Source organism: Streptomyces sp. CA-288835 (assembly GCF_050936385.1).
Classification (GTDB): domain Bacteria; phylum Actinomycetota; class Actinomycetes; order Streptomycetales; family Streptomycetaceae; genus Streptomyces.
This window is the reverse complement of record NZ_JBNJMW010000001.1, coordinates 2,234,368-2,250,804: the sequence shown is the minus strand read 5'-3', so window position 1 is coordinate 2,250,804 and position 16,437 is coordinate 2,234,368. Positions and strand designations below refer to the sequence as shown.

Genomic DNA, 16,437 nt, shown 5'->3' with positions numbered 1-16,437 from the left:
GTGCGCTCGGGCCCGCAGCGGGGACGTACAAGAATCCGGGCTTCCGGGCGCACCTGCTCGGCGGCATCGCATGGGCGGCGCGACTCCAACCGCGTAGACCGCATGGGCTTTACGGGTCTTACGCGCCCCCCGGCACCGGCCCCGTACTCTCCCGCACCACCAACCGCGTCGACAGCTCCGTCCGCGTCCCCTCCGGCCGTTCGCCCGCCATCATCCGTACCAGCAAGCGCAGCGCTGTGGCGGCCATCTCCGACAGGGGCTGGCGGATCGTGGTGAGCGGGGGAGTGGCCCAATGGGCCTCGGGCAGGTCGTCGAAGCCGACGATGCTCATGTCGTCGGGGACGGTCAACTTCCGTTCGTACAGGGCCTGGTAGCAGCCGAGGGCCATCTTGTCCGAGCAGACGAAGACGGCCGTGGGCGGTTCGGGCAGATCGAGGAGTTCCAGCATGCGGCGGTGGGCGCCGGCCTCGTTGAAGCTGCCGTAACGGAGGTACTCGGGCCGGTGCCGGATGCCGGCCGCCGCGAGCGCCGAGCGGTAACCGGCCACGCGGGCGCTGCTGCACATCTTGCGCCGGGAACCGGCGATGACCGCGATCCGCTCGTGGCCGAGCGCGAGCAGATGCTCGGTGGCGGTCACACCGCCCTGCCAGTTGGCGGCGCCCACCGAGGCGACGCCGGGCGGCGGATCGTTCACCGGGTCGATCAGGACGAACGGGATGCGGTGCTGTTCCAGCCAGGCGTACTGGGACGGGGTGAGCTCCGCCAGGTTGAACAGCACCCCGGCGGAGCCGCGTGCGGACAGCTTGTCCAGCCAGCCGCGTTCGGGACGGCCACCGCGCGTCCGGGTCAGGCCGGCCGAGACGACCACCTCCAGGCCCGCGTCGTGCGCCGCCTCCTCCACGCCGTGCAGCACGGCACCCGACCAGGAGGAGTCCAGCGAGTGCACGACCAGATCGACCAGGCCCGGTGACTTCGTGGCGTCGAACCGCGGTCGGCGTACGTAGCCCAGCCGGTCGAGCGCCTCGGTGACCCGGCGGCGGGTCTCAGGCGCCACGTCCTCCCGGCCGTTGACCACCTTCGACGCCGTCGGCACGGACACCCCGGCCTCGCGGGCCACGACCGCCAGCGTCGGGCCGGCCTCGGTCCCGGTACGCACCATGGAAGCCCCACCTCTCCGCCCCGTCCCGAGGGCCGGCGAAAGTTTCGTATCACCACGGTCTGGCACGCGGGAGGGCGTCGACCGGCTAGAAAGCGCTTCCTACATTACGGCCGCCGGAAGTGTACGGGGAAGGGGTGGTGTTCCTGGGAATTCCCGGAAGCCGAAACTTTCGAAATGTCGAACAGGTGGGGTGGGCTTCTGGACTCGGTGGCCGGTTTCAGTCGCTGAAGCCGAGGTCCGTCGCGAGACCCCGGGCCTCCCGGGCCCAGTCCGCCAGGAAGGCCAGTACCAGGCCCCGTTCGCGGTAGCGGTGCTCGGCCTCCACGGTGCGGCTGCCGCCGTAGTCGAGCTGCTCGGCGTCGCTCGCGCGGGACAGCATCAGGGCGGTGAGCCAGTCGTACTTCACGGCGGAGGCGCACACGCCGAGCCGGACGAGCCGTTCGTCCCCCTGCCAGCCGCTGTCGCGCAGGCCGCGTACGTAGCCCTCGTACACGGCGGTCGCCAGCTCGGGCAGCCGGGCGGCGGGCAGGAACCCATCCAAGATCGTGTCGGGGATGTAGTTGCCGATGTCCTCGCCGAGGGCGCCGTCGCCCGCGAACGCCCAGTCGAACAGCACACTTTGGCCGCGGTGCGGCGAGGTGAGGTTGGCCGGCCACTGGTCGAGGTGGCTGAAGACGCGCGGCAGGGTCTCCATGATCCGCAGGAACCACTCGCGTTCCTGGTGCAGCCGCACCATCTCCTCGCGGAGGCCTGCGGGGAAGTGGTCGCGTACGAGCGGCTGTTGCCAGGCGGTGTCGTCGTCGAGCAGGTCCCGGCCGGTCGTCTGGGCGGCGCTGTAGTCGCGGAGGAAGCGGCGGCTCAGCCAAGAGTGGTCGAGCGATTCGGCCTGTTCCGAGAGTGCCCGGCCGTGGGCCGCGCCCAGGCGGCGGGCGTGCTCGGCGTGGGCCGCTACGGACCAGCCCGTGGCAGGTTCGCCCCGCACATCCTCCAGCCACAACGCCACGTCGCCGTCGGGGCGTTCGACGGAGGCGAGCAGTTCGGGCGCGGTGATGCCCCACGGTTCCCAGGCCCGGGCGACGCCCTCCTCGTACACGTACGCCTCTCGCCGCCAGAAGTTCCAGTGCCGCGGGTCCTCCGAGGACGCCCAGGTCTCGGTGGTGTCCTTGCCCCGGGTCAGCACCTTCAGCACGGCCGACCGCTCGCCGACGCTTACGCGCCATACGCCTGCGGTGACGCCGTTCTTGGGGTTGTGCGTGAGGGGGTGGAACTCGGCGCGCTCCGGGGGGACTTGAAAGAGCTCCCGGATTTCGTCGGTGGCTTGGGGAGAGGTCGGTGAGGCGGCTTCAGGCATGCCGGGATGTTAAGGGGTCCCCCTAAAGCCGGGGGGGCTCACGTCAGGACTGGAGACGGACCGTCAGCTTCACGGTCACGTCGTCGCCTGTCGAGAGGCCTTGCGGCTTGCGTACGGCGTCCTTGAGTGGCAGGAGGTATCCGCCGTCCTTGGGGAAGAGCGACGTTTTGAATGCGACCTCGCCGATCCGCGCCTCGACCGGGATCACGCCCCAGCCGTACGTGGCCAGCGCGGCCACTTGGCGGATGTCGTCGGACTCGTCGCCCGGCACGCGGACGAAGTAGTACGGCGCCGGCCCGCGCCATTCGATCACCCGGCTGGAGAATACGAGCTCCATGAGGTCAGCCCCGTTCCTCGAAGTCACCGTCGCTCATGGCGTCAGACTAGGGCTGCGACAGCCCAACTCACCCTGGTGGCAACGAGACAGAGCGCGGAGGAAACTCCCGAGCGGACCGCGCCGTACCCCTGCTACCGTCCCCGATATGAAGCGCGCCCACATGACGACGACGCCGGAAAGTGTCCCGGCGCGCTGACCGATGTCTGAGTCCGAAGCCCCGGGGCGAGTGCCCCGGGGCTTCGGCTTGTGCGGTCACTCGCTCGGAGCCGTCCGCGAGGAGACCGCCATGAATGACCACCGCAAACTCGGCCGTGAGCTCGGCCTGTTCGACACCGACCCGCTGATCGGAGCGGGGCTGCCGTACTGGTTGCCCGACGGCGCGGTCGTACGGCACACCCTGGAGGAGTACATCCGTAGCGCCGAGCGAGAGGCGGGCTACCGGCACGTGTACTCGCCGGTGCTCGGCAAGCGGGAGTTGTACGAGATCTCGGGGCACTGGTCGCACTACAGCGAGGACATGTTCCCGCCGATGGAACTGGGCGGGGAGCAGGTCGTGCTGCGGCCCAGCCTGTGTCCCCATCACGCGGTCATCTATCGCTCGCGCTCGCACAGCTATCGTGAACTGCCGTTGCGAATGGCGGAGTTGGGTGGCATGTATCGCGCCGAGCTGTCCGGCGTGCTGGGTGGGCTGACCCGTGTACGGGCCATCCAGCTCAACGACGCGCACATCTTCTGCACCCTGGATCAGGTGGCGGCGGAGGCGCAGGCCGCCCTGGAGATGATCCGCCGGGCCTACGAGGCGCTCGGTATCCGCCCGGCGCGCTACCGGCTGTCCCTCCCCGGACCCGGCGGAAAGTACGTCGCCGCCCCGGAGTTGTGGCAACGGTCCACCGCCCTCCTCACCGAGGTGCTGGAGCGGTCAGGTCTGCCGTACGAGGCTGCCGAGGGCGAGGCCGCGTTCTACGGGCCGAAGATCGACGTCCAGGTCGTCGACGGTGCGGGCCGGGAGTCCACCCTGTCCACCGTCCAGGTCGACTTCCATCAGCCGGAGCGGTTCGACTTGCACTACATCGGCGCGGACGGCGCGAAACACCGGCCCGTCATGGTTCACCGCAGCATCATCGGCAGTGTCGAGCGGGCGGTCGCGCATCTCATCGAGGAGCACGGTGGCGCCTTTCCGGCCTGGCTCGCACCGACTCAGGTGGTGGTTCTGCCCGTCTCCGCCGCCGAGTTGCCGAACGCCGTTGCATTCGCGCGGAGTTGTGCCCAACGCGGACTGCGGGCCGAGATCACCGAACCCGAACGCGGCAGCCTGGGTGCCCGTATCCGGGAGGCTCGCCTTGTGCCGTACCAGGCGGTGATCGGCGCCAAGGAGGCGGCCGATGATCTGGTCGCCGTGCGCCTGCGGGACGGTCGTCGGCTCGATCCGCTGCCGGTCGAGGACGTCCTCGGCCGGATCGGCGCGCTGGTGAGCGCCCACCGCACCGACTTGTGGGACGGCGCGCCCCGCTGAGGCCGTGTCCGGCGGGCCAGTTCTCAGTTCGACGAACCAGGGCGGCCGGCTGCCGGGCCCAACAGCGGTTTCAGGGTGCTGAAAGCATCCTGAAACCGCGCTGAATGCGCCCTGCCGCAACCTCTCCGTCATGACGACAACGACATCGCACTCTCCCGCCATCGCGGCCAAGGGGCTGCGCAAGGCCTACGGCGACAAGACGGTCCTCGACGGTATCGACCTTGCGGTGCCGGCCGGCACGGTCTTCTCCCTGCTCGGCCCGAACGGTGCCGGCAAGACCACCGCCGTCAAGATCCTCTCCACCCTCATCACCGCCGACGCCGGCGAACTGCACGTCGGCGGCCACGACCTGGCCACCGACCCGCAGGCCGTGCGCGCCGCGATCGGCGTCACCGGCCAGTTCTCCGCCGTCGACGGGCTGATCACCGGCGAGGAGAACATGCTCCTCATGGCGGACCTGCACCACCTCTCCCGCAGCGAGGGCCGCCGCAGCGCCGCCGAACTCCTGGAGCGCTTCGACCTGGTGGAGGCGGCGAAGAAGCCGGCCTCCACCTACTCCGGCGGCATGAAGCGCCGCCTCGACCTCGCCATGACGCTGGTCGGCAGCCCGCGGATCATCTTCCTCGACGAGCCCACCACCGGACTCGACCCCCGCTCCCGGCACAACATGTGGGGCATCATCCGCGAACTCGTCTCCGACGGTGTGACCGTCTTCCTCACCACCCAGTACCTGGAGGAGGCCGACGAGCTCGCCGACCGCATCGCAGTGCTGAACGACGGCAAGATCGCCGCCGAAGGCAGTGCCGGCGAGCTGAAGCGGCTCATCCCCGGCGGCCACGTCCGGCTCCGCTTCTCCGACCCGGCCGCGTACCAGTCCGCCGCCGTCGCCCTGCGTGAGGTCACCCGGGACGACGAGGCGCTGTCACTGCAGATCGCCAGCGACGGCAGCCAGCGCGAGCTGCGCTCCATCCTCGACTGGCTGGACTCGGCCGGCATCGAGGCGGACGAGCTGACCGTGCACACCCCTGACCTCGACGACGTGTTCTTCGCCCTGACCGGCACCGGTACCGTCCCCAACCAGCCCAAGGAGTCTGTCCGATGAGCGCCCTCTCCCTCGCCGTCCGCGACTCGAACACAATGCTGCGCCGCAACCTGCTGCACGTACGGCGCTACCCGTCCCTCACCCTGAACCTGTTGCTTACTCCGATCATGCTGCTGCTCCTCTTCGTCTACGTCTTCGGAGGCGTGATGAGCGCGGGCATCGGTGGCGGCGGCGCCGACCGCTCCGACTACATCGCCTATCTCGTGCCGGGCCTGCTGCTGATGACCGTCGGCTCCACCGTGATCGGGGCCGCGATCTCCGTCTCCATGGACATGACCGAGGGCCTCATCGCCCGCTTCCGCACGATGGCGCTCTACCGCGGCTCGCTGCTCGTCGGGCACGTCGTCGGCAGTGTGCTGCAGGTGCTCGCCAGCCTGGTCCTGGTCGGTGCCATCGCCGTGGCCATCGGCTTTCGGTCCACGGATGCCACGGCCCTGGAGTGGCTGGCGGCGTTCGGACTGATCGCGCTGTTCACCTTGGCGCTCACCTGGATCGCGGTCGGGATGGGCATGGCCAGCCCGAACCCCGAGGCAGCCAGCAACATGACATACCCGCTGATCCTGCTGCCGCTCATCTCGAGCGCCTTCGTCCCCATCGACGCGATCCCGGGCTGGTTCCAGCCGATCGCCGAGTACCAGCCCTTCACACCGGCCATCGAGACCCTGCGCGGCCTGCTGCTCGGCACCGAGATCGGCAACAACGGGTGGATCACGATCGCGTGGTGCCTGGGCCTGACCGCGCTCGGCTACCGCTGGTCGATGGCACTGTTCAACCGCGATCCGAAGTAGCCACCATGGCAACGGCGTTGGTCAACCACCGAACCGAAGTAACCGCCATGACAACGGCGTTGTTCAGCTCCGACCCGAACTCACCGCCACCACAGCTCGCGCCGCCTCCCGCAACTCGTCCCGCCCCAGGGCGGCGTACTCCGACACCGCGTCGGCGTACGCCGCCCCGTCGGCGTCCTGGGCCGCCTTCCGGGCGCGGTCCGCCGACATCGTCGGCTGGAACTCGCGCAGCACCCGCAGCCGTTCGGCCAGCGCGATCATCCGTACGGCACCGGTGTCGCCGGAGGCGAGCCCCGCCATGCCGAGCGCGTGGAGCACCGTCCCGAACAGATGGAGATCCATGGGCGAGCCGGACGGACCCGAGAGCAGGGTCCGCAACCCCTGCCGCAGCCGGTCGACCGGCCCTGCGACCAGCTCGACGCGGCCGACGTGCGCGTGCGCCGTCACCGCCACCGACTGGATCTGCAGCGCCCACCGGTCGAGGAAGGGGTCGCCGCTGTGCGTCGAGCCGAACTCGGCCATCTGCTCCGCGGCAGTGCGCCACAAGCCGAGCCCGACCTCCGTCAGCCCGCGCGCGAGCGCGATCTCGGCCCGGCCGCCGAGGTCGGAGAAGTCCTCGTTCTGCAGGGAGTTGGCGTCCTCCGCCTGACGCAGCCAGTACTCGGCCTCGTCGGGTTCGCCGCGCTGCAGGCAGGCGAGGGCGAGGCCCCAGCGGACGCCGATGAAGTCCTGACCCCCACCGAGCCGCGGCAGCGCCTCGAGTACGGTCTTGAGGTGTCCGTACGCGGCCTCGCCCTGCGCCGTCTTCAAGCACAGCTCGCCCAGCCGGGCGTGGCCCATGACATGCAGGAACGGGTTGTCGATCGGCGCCAGTGAGACGACGATCCGGCGGGCCGAGGCGAGCGCGCGGTCGATGTCGTGCTCGTACTCCCAGACGTACGTGGCGACGCACTCGGCGATGCCGGCGAGCAGCGGCTGTTCGCTGTCGCAGAGCTTCCGCAGCACTTCGTAGTCGGGAGGCCGCATCTCGGGAATCGCGCTCAGCACCACCGCCGTCGCGCGCAACAGCGTGTCCGGCGGGGCCGGGGGCAGCCGCCGGAGGGTGACGAGCTGGCGTACGGCGACCGGGCCGTAGCCCATGAACAGGCTCGCCGCGCACATCACCGCGGCGGCGCGGGCGACTTCGACGTATTCGGGCTCCGGGTAGTAGTGCGACAGCGGCGGACCGGTGTCCGCGGCGAGGTTGGCGAGGCGGGCGTAGTCCGAGCCGATGGACCACAGGCCGGTGAGGACGGCTGCGAGGGCGGCGATGGTGGGGCCGTCCGTACGGGCCAGGGCGTGCCGCAGGGCCAGTACGAGGTTGTCCTGCTCGGCCCTGACCCGCTCCGAGGTGGCCAGCGGATGCGGGCCGAAGAACCAGTCGTGGTACGCGACGCCGAAGTCCCGCGCCCAGGCGAGGAACCGGCTGACGGCCGCCTCGTCCTCGCCCGCCTTCGTACGCCGGGCCGCGCTGAACTCCCGTACGGTCTCCAGCATCCGGAACCGCGCCCCGGTCGGAGTGTCGGCGACCGTGAGCAGCGACTGATCGGCCAACTGCTCAAGCCAAAACAGCGCGTCCTCGCCCAGCACGTGCTCCGCCGCCTCACCGGTGAAGCCGCCGGGGAAGACCGACAGCGTGCGCATGGCCGCCCTGGCGTCCTCCTCCAGCAGATTCCAGCTCCACTCCACGACGGCTTGGAGGGTGCGGTGGCGCTCCGGCACGTCCCGCGCGCCACCGCGCAGCAGCGCGAAACGGTCGCCGAGGCGGCGCGCGATCTCCGGCACCGACAGCACTCGCACCCGCGCCGCGGCCAACTCCACGGCGAGCGGCAGCCCGTCGAGGTGGCGGCACAGCTCGGCCACCGGATCCGGCGGCAGCTCCACGCCGGGTCGGGCGGCCCGGGCCCGTTGCGTGAACAGCTCGATGGAGGTGCCGAGTTCGAGCTCCGGCAGCGCGTACACCGCCTCCGACGTCAGGCCCAGCGGGGCCCGGCTGGTGGCGAGTACCCGTAGATCCTTCGAGGACGAGACCAGGGCCCGTACGAGGTCGGCGGCGCCCCGGACGACCTGCTCGCAGTTGTCGAGGACCAGCAGCGCGGGCCCGGAGCCGAGTACGCCGAGGATGCCGGACACCGGGTCGGCCGAACCGGCGTAGCCGCTCATGGCGCCGTGCCGCCCTTCGCCCGCGCCGAGCGCGGAGGCCACCTCCGCGGCCACGTCCTCGTCGGCGGTGACGCCGGCGAGCGGCACGAAGTACACCACGCGCTGCTCGGCCCGGCGGCTGACGGCGTGCGCGAGCCGGGTCTTGCCGAGGCCTCCGGGGCCGACGACGGTGACGGCGCGGGAGGTGTGCAGCAGCCGCTGCACCGCCGCGATGTCCTCGTCGCGGCCGAGGAGCGGGTTCGGCTCGTGCGGCACGCCGTGCCGGGCCGTGGGCGGCTCGCCTCGCAACAACTCCTTTTGTACGACCCTGAGTTGAGCGCCCGGATCCGTGCCGAGCGTCTCGCGCAGTTCACGCCGGTACGCCTCGTAGCGCGTCAGTGCGGCGGACGGGCCCGCTGTTGCTGCCTCGACGCGCAGCAGCTCGGCGAGCACTTCCTCGTCGCGCGGGTACTCCGCAGCGGCCTCGGCCAGCGGCCCTGCGGCCTCCGCGTGCCGTCCGAGGCGGGCGAGCGCGAGTGCCCGTGCGCGTACGAGGGTGCCGTGGACGGGGGCGCGCTCGGCACGTAACGCTGCGACGGGGTCGTCGGCGGCGTCCCCGCCCGCGTCGGGCGTGCCCTCCCATAGGGCGAGCCCGGCCTCGGCGGCGGCCAGCGCTCCCGCGTGGTCCCCGGCCCTGGCCCGTTCGGCGCTTGCGGCGGCGTGCAGCAGCAGGGCGGAACTGTCGACCTGGTCCTCGGTGAGGGTGAGCCGGTATCCGGTCGGCGTGCTGACGACGGCGTCGGCGCCGAGCAGCGCCCGCGCCCTGGACACGAGGACCTGCAGCGCCTTCGCTGGCCGCTCTGGCAAGTCGTCCGGCGGCCAGAGCCCGTCCACCAGCCGCTCGGTGCTGCAGCCCGTGCGTAGGTCGCCCGCGAGCAGCGCGAGGAGACCACGGAGCCGGGGCGCGGTGACCTCCTGCCCGCGATAGGCGACGCGCGGCAGAAGGGTCAGGTCGGTGGTCACCTGTGCAGATTACGGCGCCTACTGGGAGGGTGCCTCCGGCGGTTGGGCGGCTGCGGGCTGAGTGTGGTTGCTCGCGCAGTTCCCCGCGCCCCTGAGGTGCGTTGGGGGTCGGGGCCGCGTCGGGGGTGTCCGTCCTCGGACCGGCGCGCGTTGCTGTTGGCTGGTAGAGGGTGCCGGTGTGGGCGCGCCGGCCGCTGCGGGCGCACACCCCCGCCCCGTCCCCTTGCCGCCGTGGGCGGCTGCGGGGCCGTGGGGGTGCGGGCTCCCTCCGGGCGGGCATTCCGGGCCGCGAGCTTGCTCGGGGCGCGGGCGCCTTCCGGGGCGGGGCTTTCCGGTTCGCTTGCTCGTCGGGTGCGGGCAGTCGCAGGCTTTTGCTTTTAGGGGCGCGGGGAACTGCGCGACCAGCCACAACGCACCCGCAGCCGCGACACGCAGTGTCACCCCCCACCCCAGTAGGCACCCACCCACCCCGCCGGAGGCAGCGGGGCCTGGGGGCGCAGCCCCCCGTTTCGGGAAGGGGCGGGACTGGGGAAAAACTACGCGACCACCCACAACGCACCCGCACCTTCAAACCGCACCCCCAGCGGAGCGCCCCCGCATCCACACGTACACCGGAATCCCCGCGAACAAGAACAACACTCCCTGGTACACCGCCGCATACCCCGCCCCCGCGATCAGCCAGAACGAGAAGGCGAAGGACAGCACCGCCACGATCAGATCGCGGGCCAGCCCCGCGGGACGTACCCGCTCGCGGGTGCCCTGCGCGAGCCAGTACAACTGCGCAGCCGCCGACAGCAGATACGGCACGCACCCGGTGAACGTCGTGATGAGGACAAGGACGCGGAACGTCGTGTCCGGCCCCGCCGTGTAGTTGAGGCCGATCAGCAGCGTGCCGAGGACCGCGCAGGCCAGCACCCCGAAGCCGGGGACACCGCCCTTGCTGACGCGGGCGAACGGCGAGGGGAAGAGCCCGTCGCGCGCGGCCGCGTACGGCATCTGGGCGCTCATCAGGATCCAGCCGTTGAGGCAGCCGACCATCGAGGCGACGGCGACGGCGGCGATGAGCGTGCTGCCCCAGTGGCCGCCGGCCATCGCGTCGACGGCGTCGGCGAACGGAGCCCCGGACTCGGCGAGTTCACCGTGCGGTACGAGCCCGAAGACCGCGACCATGCCGAGCAGATAGACGAGCGCGGAACCGAGCGTGCCCAGGACGCTCGCGCGGCCCACCGTGCGCTCCGGGTCGCGGACTTCACCCGCGCTCATCGCGGCGGACTCGACGCCGAGGAAGCTGTAGAGGAGCAGCGCGGCGGAGGCGGCGAGGGCGCCGGGCACGCTGTCGCCGGAGGCGTTGAAGGGGCCGAAGTTGTCGGTGTCGATGAAGAAGAGGCCGACGGTGGCGACGAGGAGCAGCGGTACGAACTTCAGGATCGTCGAGACGATCTGCACGCCGCCGACCCAGCGGGTGCCCGCGAAGTTCGCGGCGGCGGGCAGCCACAGTGCGGCCAGGGCCACGGCCGCCTGCAGAACCTTGTTGTCGCCCAGCGGCAGCAGCACGTCGGCGTATCCGACGGTCGCGACGGCGAGCGCGGCGATGCTGACCCAGGTCATCGTCCAGTACGACCAGGCCGACAGGAAGCCGGCGAACTCGCCGAACGCGTCGCGCGGGTACACGTACAGCCCGCCGGTGACGGGGCTGCGGCGCGCGAGCTTCCCGAAGAGCAGCGCGAGCAGCACCGCGCCCACGGACAGGACGAGGAAGGCGAGCAGACTGACCGTGCCGTACGGGGCGACGGTGGCGGGCAGGGCGAAGATGCCGCCGCCGATGATGTTCCCCATGACGAGGGCGGTGGCGGCGGCGAGGCCGAAGCCCTTGGGGCGTATGGACGCCGGGGTCTTGTCGGTGGGCGACGGCGGTACGGGCTCGGCGGCGTCGGTGGTGTCTGCGGCAGGCATGGGGCGTCCATGGGGAGAGGGGGAGGGAAGGCCGTGATCGTAACCCCCGATCCCACATGGTGGTCGATCTGTTCATGTACTGGACACACAGGGGGGTTTGTGCCCTCTTCGGTTAGCGTCGTTGCATGACCAGCGACGCCCTCTCCTCCTCTTCTCTCCTCGTCGACGCCCTCGCCGCGGGGACGCTCGTGCTCGACGGCGGCATGTCCAACCAGTTGGAGTCCGCCGGGCACGATCTGAGCGACGAACTCTGGTCGGCGCGGCTGCTCGCGGAGCGGCCCGAGGCGATCACCGAGGCGCACCTGGCGTACTTCCAAGCGGGCGCGAACGTCGCGATCACCGCCAGCTACCAGGCCACCTTCGAGGGCTTCGCGAAGCGCGGGATCAAGCGGGAGCGGGCGGCCGAACTCATGGGCCTGAGCGTCGACTTGGCCCTGGACGCGACCCAGGAGGCGCGCGCCAAGGGCATCACGCGGCCGCTGTACGTGGCGGCCTCGGTCGGACCGTACGGCGCGATGCTCGCGGACGGCTCCGAGTACCGCGGCCGGTACGGCCTGAGCGTGGCCGAACTGGAGGCCTTCCACCGGCCCCGCATGGAGGTACTGGCATACGTCGGGCCGGACGTCCTGGCGCTGGAGACGGTGCCGGACGCCGTCGAGGCCGAGGCGATGCTGCGGGCGGTGCGCGGGCTCGGGGTGCCGGCCTGGCTGACGTACAGCGTGGCCGGCGACCGCACCCGCGCCGGGCAGCCCCTGGAGGAGGCGTTCGCCCTGGCCGCCGACGTGGACGAGGTGATCGCCGTCGGCGTCAACTGCTGCGCCCCCGAGGACGTGGACGGCGCGATCGAGACCGCCACCCGTGTCACCGGCAAGCCGGTCGTCGTCTACCCCAACAGCGGCGAGACCTGGGATGCCCAAGCCCGCACCTGGGCGGGCCGCTCCACCTTCGCGACCGAGGAGGTACGCGGCTGGGAGGCGGCCGGCGCGCGGCTGATCGGCGGGTGCTGCCGGGTGGGGCCGGAGGCGATCTCGTCGATCGCGGGGGCGCTCGGGGCGAGTTGACGTTACGGGCTGGTTGGCTTCTGGCTGACGCCCGGGGAACGATCGCTCGTACACGCTCCGGACCGGCCGCTCTCAGGGCGCCGCCCCGGGCCTGAACCCCTAGTCTGGGTACGCCCGTTCGCCCCCAGGGGGACGCCATGCGAACCGTTCTGATCACCGGCGGCACCGGCAGCCTCGGCTCGGCCACCGTACGCGCGCTCGCCCGCGACTACCCCGGCTGGCACACCGTCATCACCGGCCGCGACCTCGCCCGTACGAAGGAGCGCGCCGCAGCGCTCGCGGGCGAACTCGGCGCACCCGTCACGCCGTTGGGGCTCGACCTGGAATCACTCGACGCGGTACGGGAGGTCGTACGGGACTGGCCCGCGCGTGAACTGCCCCCGCTGCACGCGCTGGTGTGCAACGCCGGCCTCATGGTGGTCTCCGGCCTGCGCCACACCCCGGACGGCTACGAGGTGACCTTCGCGGTCAACCACCTGGCCCACTTCCTGCTGGCCCACCTGCTGCGACCCCACCTGACCGCACCGGCCCGCATCATCTTCGTATCCAGCGACACACACGACCCGGCGCGCCCCCACAACTTCCCCGAGCCGCGCTACACGGGGGGCCACGACCTTGCGCGCCCGGTGGACGGGGGCGGCGACAGCGACCCGATGAAGGCAGGCCGCCGCCGCTACACGACGTCGAAGCTGTGCAACGTACTCACCGCGTACGAGATGGACCGGGTGTTCGGTGCAGAGGGTGCTGATGCTGGGCAGATCAGCGTGAACGCATTCGACCCCGGACTGATGCCCGGAACGGGCCTCGCCCGCGACTACAACCTATTCTTCCGCTTCGCCTGGAAGTACCTGCTACCCGCCCTGACCGTCCTGCCGCGCAACTTCCACACCACACGCACATCCGGCGCGGCACTCGCCCGCCTCATCGCCGACCCGGAACTCGAGAGTGTCAGCGGCAAGTACTTCCAGGGCCGTCGTCAGGTCCGTTCGTCCGAGGAGTCGTACGACCTCGAGAAGGCCGCCGAGTTGTGGCGCAGCAGCGCGGAACTGGTCGGCATGCCGGAACTTGCGGACGGTCGCTGAGCCTTCAGGCGTCGAAGCGGCGGCGGGAGGCCTCGATGTGGGCGAGGTGGTGGCGGGTCCAGGCGCACATTCCGTCGATCGTCGCTCGTAGGCCCTGGCCTGCCTCGGTGAGCGTGTACTCGACCCGTGGCGGCACGGTGGGGTGCACGCACCGCTCGACCAGGCCGTTGCGCTCCAGCATGCGCAGGTTCTGGGTGAGCATCTTGTGGCTGATGCCTTCGACCTCGTTCCGCAGCTCGCTGAAGCGCAGGGTGCGGTCACCGAGGAACTCGATGATCAGAAACGCCCACTTGTTGGCGACGTCCGAGAAGATCTCGCGCGCCAGAGAGTCCGCGCGCGCCAGATCCGCGTCCTCGGGTGAGCCCGTGTACTGCTTGGTCTCCATTTGGTTCCCCAGTCACCGAAAAGTGCGTTCTTCCATGTCAGCGCTCACTCTCCTACGGTTCCTGAGTAACCACAAGAGAGCACGAGCTCTCGGACTCTCACGACAAGGAGGCTGACACCATGGCCATCAAACTGCTCAACCCCAGCGGACTTCCGGAGATCCCGGTCTACCGGCAGGTGGCGATCGCGACCGGTACGAAGCTGGTCTACCTCGCCGGGCAGGTCGCCTGGGATGCCGACGGAGTCACGGTCGGCGAAGGCGACCTCACCGCTCAGGTCGAGCGCGCCTACCTCAACGTCGGCACCGCCCTGACCGAGGCCGGCGCGACCTTCGCCGACGTGGCGAAACTGACCGTGTACGTCGTCGACTGGGCCCCCGACAAGATGCCCCAACTCCTGGAGGGGGTCGACCGGGCCTCGACAAAGCTCGGCGTCACTCCGGTGGCGCCGGCCACGCTGATCGGGGTTGCGGCACTGGACGTACCGGAGCATCTGGTCGAGGTGGAGGCCACGGCGGTAATCGACTGAGCCAGTCAACCCCTCACTCGCTGAACGCCGTAGCCCGAGTCACCTTCTCCCAGGCCGCGATCTCCCCCCGTACCCCATCGAGATGCCCGACCACGGCATCCACGGCGTCGTCGCCCAGGGGAAGCCTCAGCGGAGTCTTCTCGGCGTTCAGCGCGGCCAGGATCGCAGCCGCTGCCTTCGCCGGATCACCGGGCTGGCTGCCGTCACCGGAGGCGACCATTCGCCGTGTCGGCCCCACCGTCTCGGCGTACGCGTCGAGTTCGGCACTCGTGCTGATGTTGCCGAACAGACCGGTACGGAAGGCACCCGGCTCGACGATCAGCACCTTGATGCCGTACGGCCGCACCTCGTCCGCCAGTGCCTCCGACATGCCCTCAAGCGCGAACTTCGTCCCGCTGTACGCGGAGAAGCCGGCGAACGACATCTGCCCACCCATGCTGCTCAGCTGCACGATCGCCCCGGAGCGGCGGTCGCGCATGTGCGGTAGCACGGCGCGGACCAGGGCGGCCGGCCCGAAGACATGCACGTCGAAGAGGTCCCGCAGCTCGGTGTCCGTGGTCTCTTCGAAGGCGCCCACGTGGCTGCGGCCCGCGTTGTTGACCAGCACGTCGATCCGCCCGTGCCGCTCCACCACATCCCGTACGGTCGTCTCGATCCGCGCCGCGTCGGTCACGTCCAGGGCCACCGCCTCCACCTGGTCGGGATGCGCCGCGACCAGGTCGTCCAGCGGCGCCGGACGGCGCGCCGTCGCCACCACGACATCCCCTGCTGCGACCGCCGCCTCGGTGATCGCCCGCCCGAAGCCGCTGTTCGCCCCGGTCACCAGCCATACCTTGGTCATCTCAGGCTCCTCGCTCGTCAACTCCCTGTACTCACAAGCCTGTCCGGACACCCGGTCGCCCGTCCAAGACCTGTCGTGATAACCGTTGGTTATGGACGTGCACGGCAGGGATCTGAGGTACTTCGTCGCGGTCGCCGAGGAGCTGCACTTCACCCGGGCCGCCGAGCTGCTGTACGTCTCGCAGCCCGCCCTGAGTAAGCAAGTCAGGGCGCTGGAGCGGCAGTTGGGAGCGCCGCTGTTCGAGCGGGACAGGCAAGGAGTACGGCTGACACCGGTGGGTGCGGCGCTGCTGCCGTACGCCCGTCGGGTTCTCGCCGAGTGGGAGGAGGCCCGGGAGGCGATCGAGCGGGCCAAGGCCGAGCAGGCCGCCGTCCTCGTTGTGGGCATGAGCACGAGCCCCGCGCGGGGCGGCCTGCTCCCGGCCATCCGCTCCCGGTTCACCGAAGCGCGCCCGGAAGCCACCGTGCGGCTGCGGCAGATCGGCTGGGAGGACCCGACCGCCGGGCTCGCGGGCGGCTCGGTCGACGTGGCTTACGTATGGCTGCCGATCCCCGACCTCGACCGTTACACGTACGTCGTGGTCGCCGAGGAGCCGCGCCTGGTGGCCCTGCCTCAGACGCACCCCCTCGCGGCACGCGAGTCCGTCGACTTCGCCGATCTGCTGGACGAACCGTTCCTCGCCCTGCCGCAGAGCGCCGGCGTGCTGCGCGAGTACTGGCTCGCCCTCGACGAACGGCCCGGCGGCCCGCCGCGTATCGGAGCTGAGATCGCGAGTACGGACGAGACATACGAGGCGCTGGTGGACGGCCGCGGCGTCTGCCTGGTCGCGGCCGGGAACGCGCCCCTGATCAGCCTGGGCGGAGTCGTCACCCGCCCGGTCCACGGCCTGTCACCCAGCAGGCTCGCCCTCGCCGCCCGCACCGACGACCACCGCCCGCTGGTACTCGACTATCTGCGGGCGGCCCAGAGGGTGTCGAACCTCGTCACCTGACCGTCGAGACGCTTGACCGTCCAAGAAGGCTCACGCCGCATGCCGCCCACCCTTCCGTCCCGAACGCCTGCGCCTGCTCACCGGCACGATCGGCGCCGCCAGCATTCCGAGTGCCGCCGCGGCCACCACCACGCGAGCGGAAT

General features: G+C 70.9%; 14 protein-coding genes. 7 read left to right on the top strand and 7 right to left on the bottom strand.

Annotated features, from left to right (window positions below):
- Positions 1 to 118: 118 nt before the first annotated feature.
- From ACQEVY_RS10165 to ACQEVY_RS10155, 3 genes are all read right to left on the bottom strand, one after another.
- Positions 119 to 1,159: a LacI family DNA-binding transcriptional regulator gene (locus ACQEVY_RS10165; protein ID WP_432947013.1), complete on the bottom strand. Its 1,041-nt coding sequence runs from the start codon at positions 1,157 to 1,159 to the stop codon at positions 119 to 121.
- Positions 1,160 to 1,376: 217 nt separating this feature from the next.
- Positions 1,377 to 2,510, bottom strand: a complete 1,134-nt coding sequence (locus ACQEVY_RS10160; RefSeq protein WP_432947011.1) for an aminoglycoside phosphotransferase — start codon at positions 2,508 to 2,510, stop codon at positions 1,377 to 1,379.
- Between the two features lie 43 nt (positions 2,511 to 2,553).
- Positions 2,554 to 2,847 (bottom strand): DUF1905 domain-containing protein, encoded by a 294-nt coding sequence (locus ACQEVY_RS10155; RefSeq protein WP_432947009.1) that lies wholly within the window; start codon positions 2,845 to 2,847, stop codon positions 2,554 to 2,556.
- A gap of 199 nt (positions 2,848 to 3,046) precedes the next feature.
- Here ACQEVY_RS10155 and thrS point away from each other — a divergent pair, with 199 nt between their 5' ends.
- The 3 genes from thrS to ACQEVY_RS10140 all read left to right on the top strand — a co-directional run bounded on the left by thrS (position 3,047) and on the right by ACQEVY_RS10140 (position 6,250).
- Positions 3,047 to 4,360, top strand: coding sequence for a threonine--tRNA ligase (gene thrS / locus ACQEVY_RS10150; RefSeq protein ID WP_432947007.1), 1,314 nt, complete (start codon positions 3,047 to 3,049; stop codon positions 4,358 to 4,360).
- Positions 4,361 to 4,490: 130 nt separating this feature from the next.
- Entirely contained in the window at positions 4,491 to 5,462 is a 972-nt protein-coding gene (locus ACQEVY_RS10145) for an ATP-binding cassette domain-containing protein (RefSeq protein WP_432947005.1), read from the top strand.
- A complete protein-coding gene (locus ACQEVY_RS10140) occupies positions 5,459 to 6,250 on the top strand; it encodes an ABC transporter permease (RefSeq protein ID WP_432947003.1) in 792 nt (263 codons plus the stop codon). The genes ACQEVY_RS10145 and ACQEVY_RS10140 overlap by 4 nt, the downstream gene beginning before the upstream one ends.
- A 63-nt stretch (positions 6,251 to 6,313) precedes the next feature.
- Here ACQEVY_RS10140 and ACQEVY_RS10135 read toward each other — a convergent pair whose 3' ends face one another.
- Both ACQEVY_RS10135 and ACQEVY_RS10130 read right to left on the bottom strand, forming a co-directional pair.
- The gene (locus tag ACQEVY_RS10135; protein WP_432947001.1) at positions 6,314 to 9,454 is read right to left on the bottom strand and encodes an ATP-binding protein; all 3,141 of its coding nucleotides are present in this window, start codon (positions 9,452 to 9,454) and stop codon (positions 6,314 to 6,316) included.
- A 567-nt stretch (positions 9,455 to 10,021) separates the two neighbouring features.
- Positions 10,022 to 11,407: an amino acid permease gene (locus ACQEVY_RS10130; protein ID WP_432946999.1), complete on the bottom strand. Its 1,386-nt coding sequence runs from the start codon at positions 11,405 to 11,407 to the stop codon at positions 10,022 to 10,024.
- A 125-nt stretch (positions 11,408 to 11,532) separates the two neighbouring features.
- Here ACQEVY_RS10130 and mmuM point away from each other — a divergent pair, with 125 nt between their 5' ends.
- Both mmuM and ACQEVY_RS10120 read left to right on the top strand, forming a co-directional pair.
- Positions 11,533 to 12,468, top strand: a complete 936-nt coding sequence (gene mmuM, locus ACQEVY_RS10125) for a homocysteine S-methyltransferase (RefSeq protein ID WP_432946997.1) — start codon at positions 11,533 to 11,535, stop codon at positions 12,466 to 12,468.
- Between the two features lie 137 nt (positions 12,469 to 12,605).
- Positions 12,606 to 13,550 (top strand): SDR family NAD(P)-dependent oxidoreductase, encoded by a 945-nt coding sequence (locus ACQEVY_RS10120; protein ID WP_432946995.1) that lies wholly within the window; start codon positions 12,606 to 12,608, stop codon positions 13,548 to 13,550.
- 4 nt (positions 13,551 to 13,554) lie between these two features.
- On the opposite strand, the gene ACQEVY_RS10115 is transcribed toward ACQEVY_RS10120, so the two are convergent.
- Positions 13,555 to 13,935, bottom strand: a complete 381-nt coding sequence (locus ACQEVY_RS10115; protein ID WP_432946993.1) for a winged helix-turn-helix transcriptional regulator — start codon at positions 13,933 to 13,935, stop codon at positions 13,555 to 13,557.
- Between the two features lie 119 nt (positions 13,936 to 14,054).
- On the opposite strand from ACQEVY_RS10115, the gene ACQEVY_RS10110 reads away from it, so the two are divergent.
- Positions 14,055 to 14,462, top strand: coding sequence for a RidA family protein (locus tag ACQEVY_RS10110; RefSeq protein WP_432946991.1), 408 nt, complete (start codon positions 14,055 to 14,057; stop codon positions 14,460 to 14,462).
- A gap of 13 nt (positions 14,463 to 14,475) precedes the next feature.
- Here ACQEVY_RS10110 and ACQEVY_RS10105 read toward each other — a convergent pair whose 3' ends face one another.
- Positions 14,476 to 15,303: an oxidoreductase gene (locus tag ACQEVY_RS10105; protein WP_432946989.1), complete on the bottom strand. Its 828-nt coding sequence runs from the start codon at positions 15,301 to 15,303 to the stop codon at positions 14,476 to 14,478.
- A 91-nt stretch (positions 15,304 to 15,394) separates the two neighbouring features.
- On the opposite strand from ACQEVY_RS10105, the gene ACQEVY_RS10100 reads away from it, so the two are divergent.
- Positions 15,395 to 16,294: a LysR substrate-binding domain-containing protein gene (locus ACQEVY_RS10100; RefSeq protein WP_432946987.1), complete on the top strand. Its 900-nt coding sequence runs from the start codon at positions 15,395 to 15,397 to the stop codon at positions 16,292 to 16,294.
- Positions 16,295 to 16,437: the final 143 nt, after the last annotated feature.

Coding starts and splice junctions, on each gene's coding strand:
- ACQEVY_RS10165 (WP_432947013.1), bottom strand. CDS start 1,159: ATGGTGCGTACCGGGACCGAGGCCGGCCCGACGCTGGCGGTCGTGGCC.
- ACQEVY_RS10160 (WP_432947011.1), bottom strand. CDS start 2,510: ATGCCTGAAGCCGCCTCACCGACCTCTCCCCAAGCCACCGACGAAATC.
- ACQEVY_RS10155 (WP_432947009.1), bottom strand. CDS start 2,847: ATGGAGCTCGTATTCTCCAGCCGGGTGATCGAATGGCGCGGGCCGGCG.
- thrS (WP_432947007.1), top strand. CDS start 3,047: ATGTCTGAGTCCGAAGCCCCGGGGCGAGTGCCCCGGGGCTTCGGCTTG.
- ACQEVY_RS10145 (WP_432947005.1), top strand. CDS start 4,491: ATGACGACAACGACATCGCACTCTCCCGCCATCGCGGCCAAGGGGCTG.
- ACQEVY_RS10140 (WP_432947003.1), top strand. CDS start 5,459: ATGAGCGCCCTCTCCCTCGCCGTCCGCGACTCGAACACAATGCTGCGC.
- ACQEVY_RS10130 (WP_432946999.1), bottom strand. CDS start 11,407: ATGCCTGCCGCAGACACCACCGACGCCGCCGAGCCCGTACCGCCGTCG.
- mmuM (WP_432946997.1), top strand. CDS start 11,533: ATGACCAGCGACGCCCTCTCCTCCTCTTCTCTCCTCGTCGACGCCCTC.
- ACQEVY_RS10120 (WP_432946995.1), top strand. CDS start 12,606: ATGCGAACCGTTCTGATCACCGGCGGCACCGGCAGCCTCGGCTCGGCC.
- ACQEVY_RS10115 (WP_432946993.1), bottom strand. CDS start 13,935: ATGGAGACCAAGCAGTACACGGGCTCACCCGAGGACGCGGATCTGGCG.
- ACQEVY_RS10110 (WP_432946991.1), top strand. CDS start 14,055: ATGGCCATCAAACTGCTCAACCCCAGCGGACTTCCGGAGATCCCGGTC.
- ACQEVY_RS10105 (WP_432946989.1), bottom strand. CDS start 15,303: ATGACCAAGGTATGGCTGGTGACCGGGGCGAACAGCGGCTTCGGGCGG.
- ACQEVY_RS10100 (WP_432946987.1), top strand. CDS start 15,395: ATGGACGTGCACGGCAGGGATCTGAGGTACTTCGTCGCGGTCGCCGAG.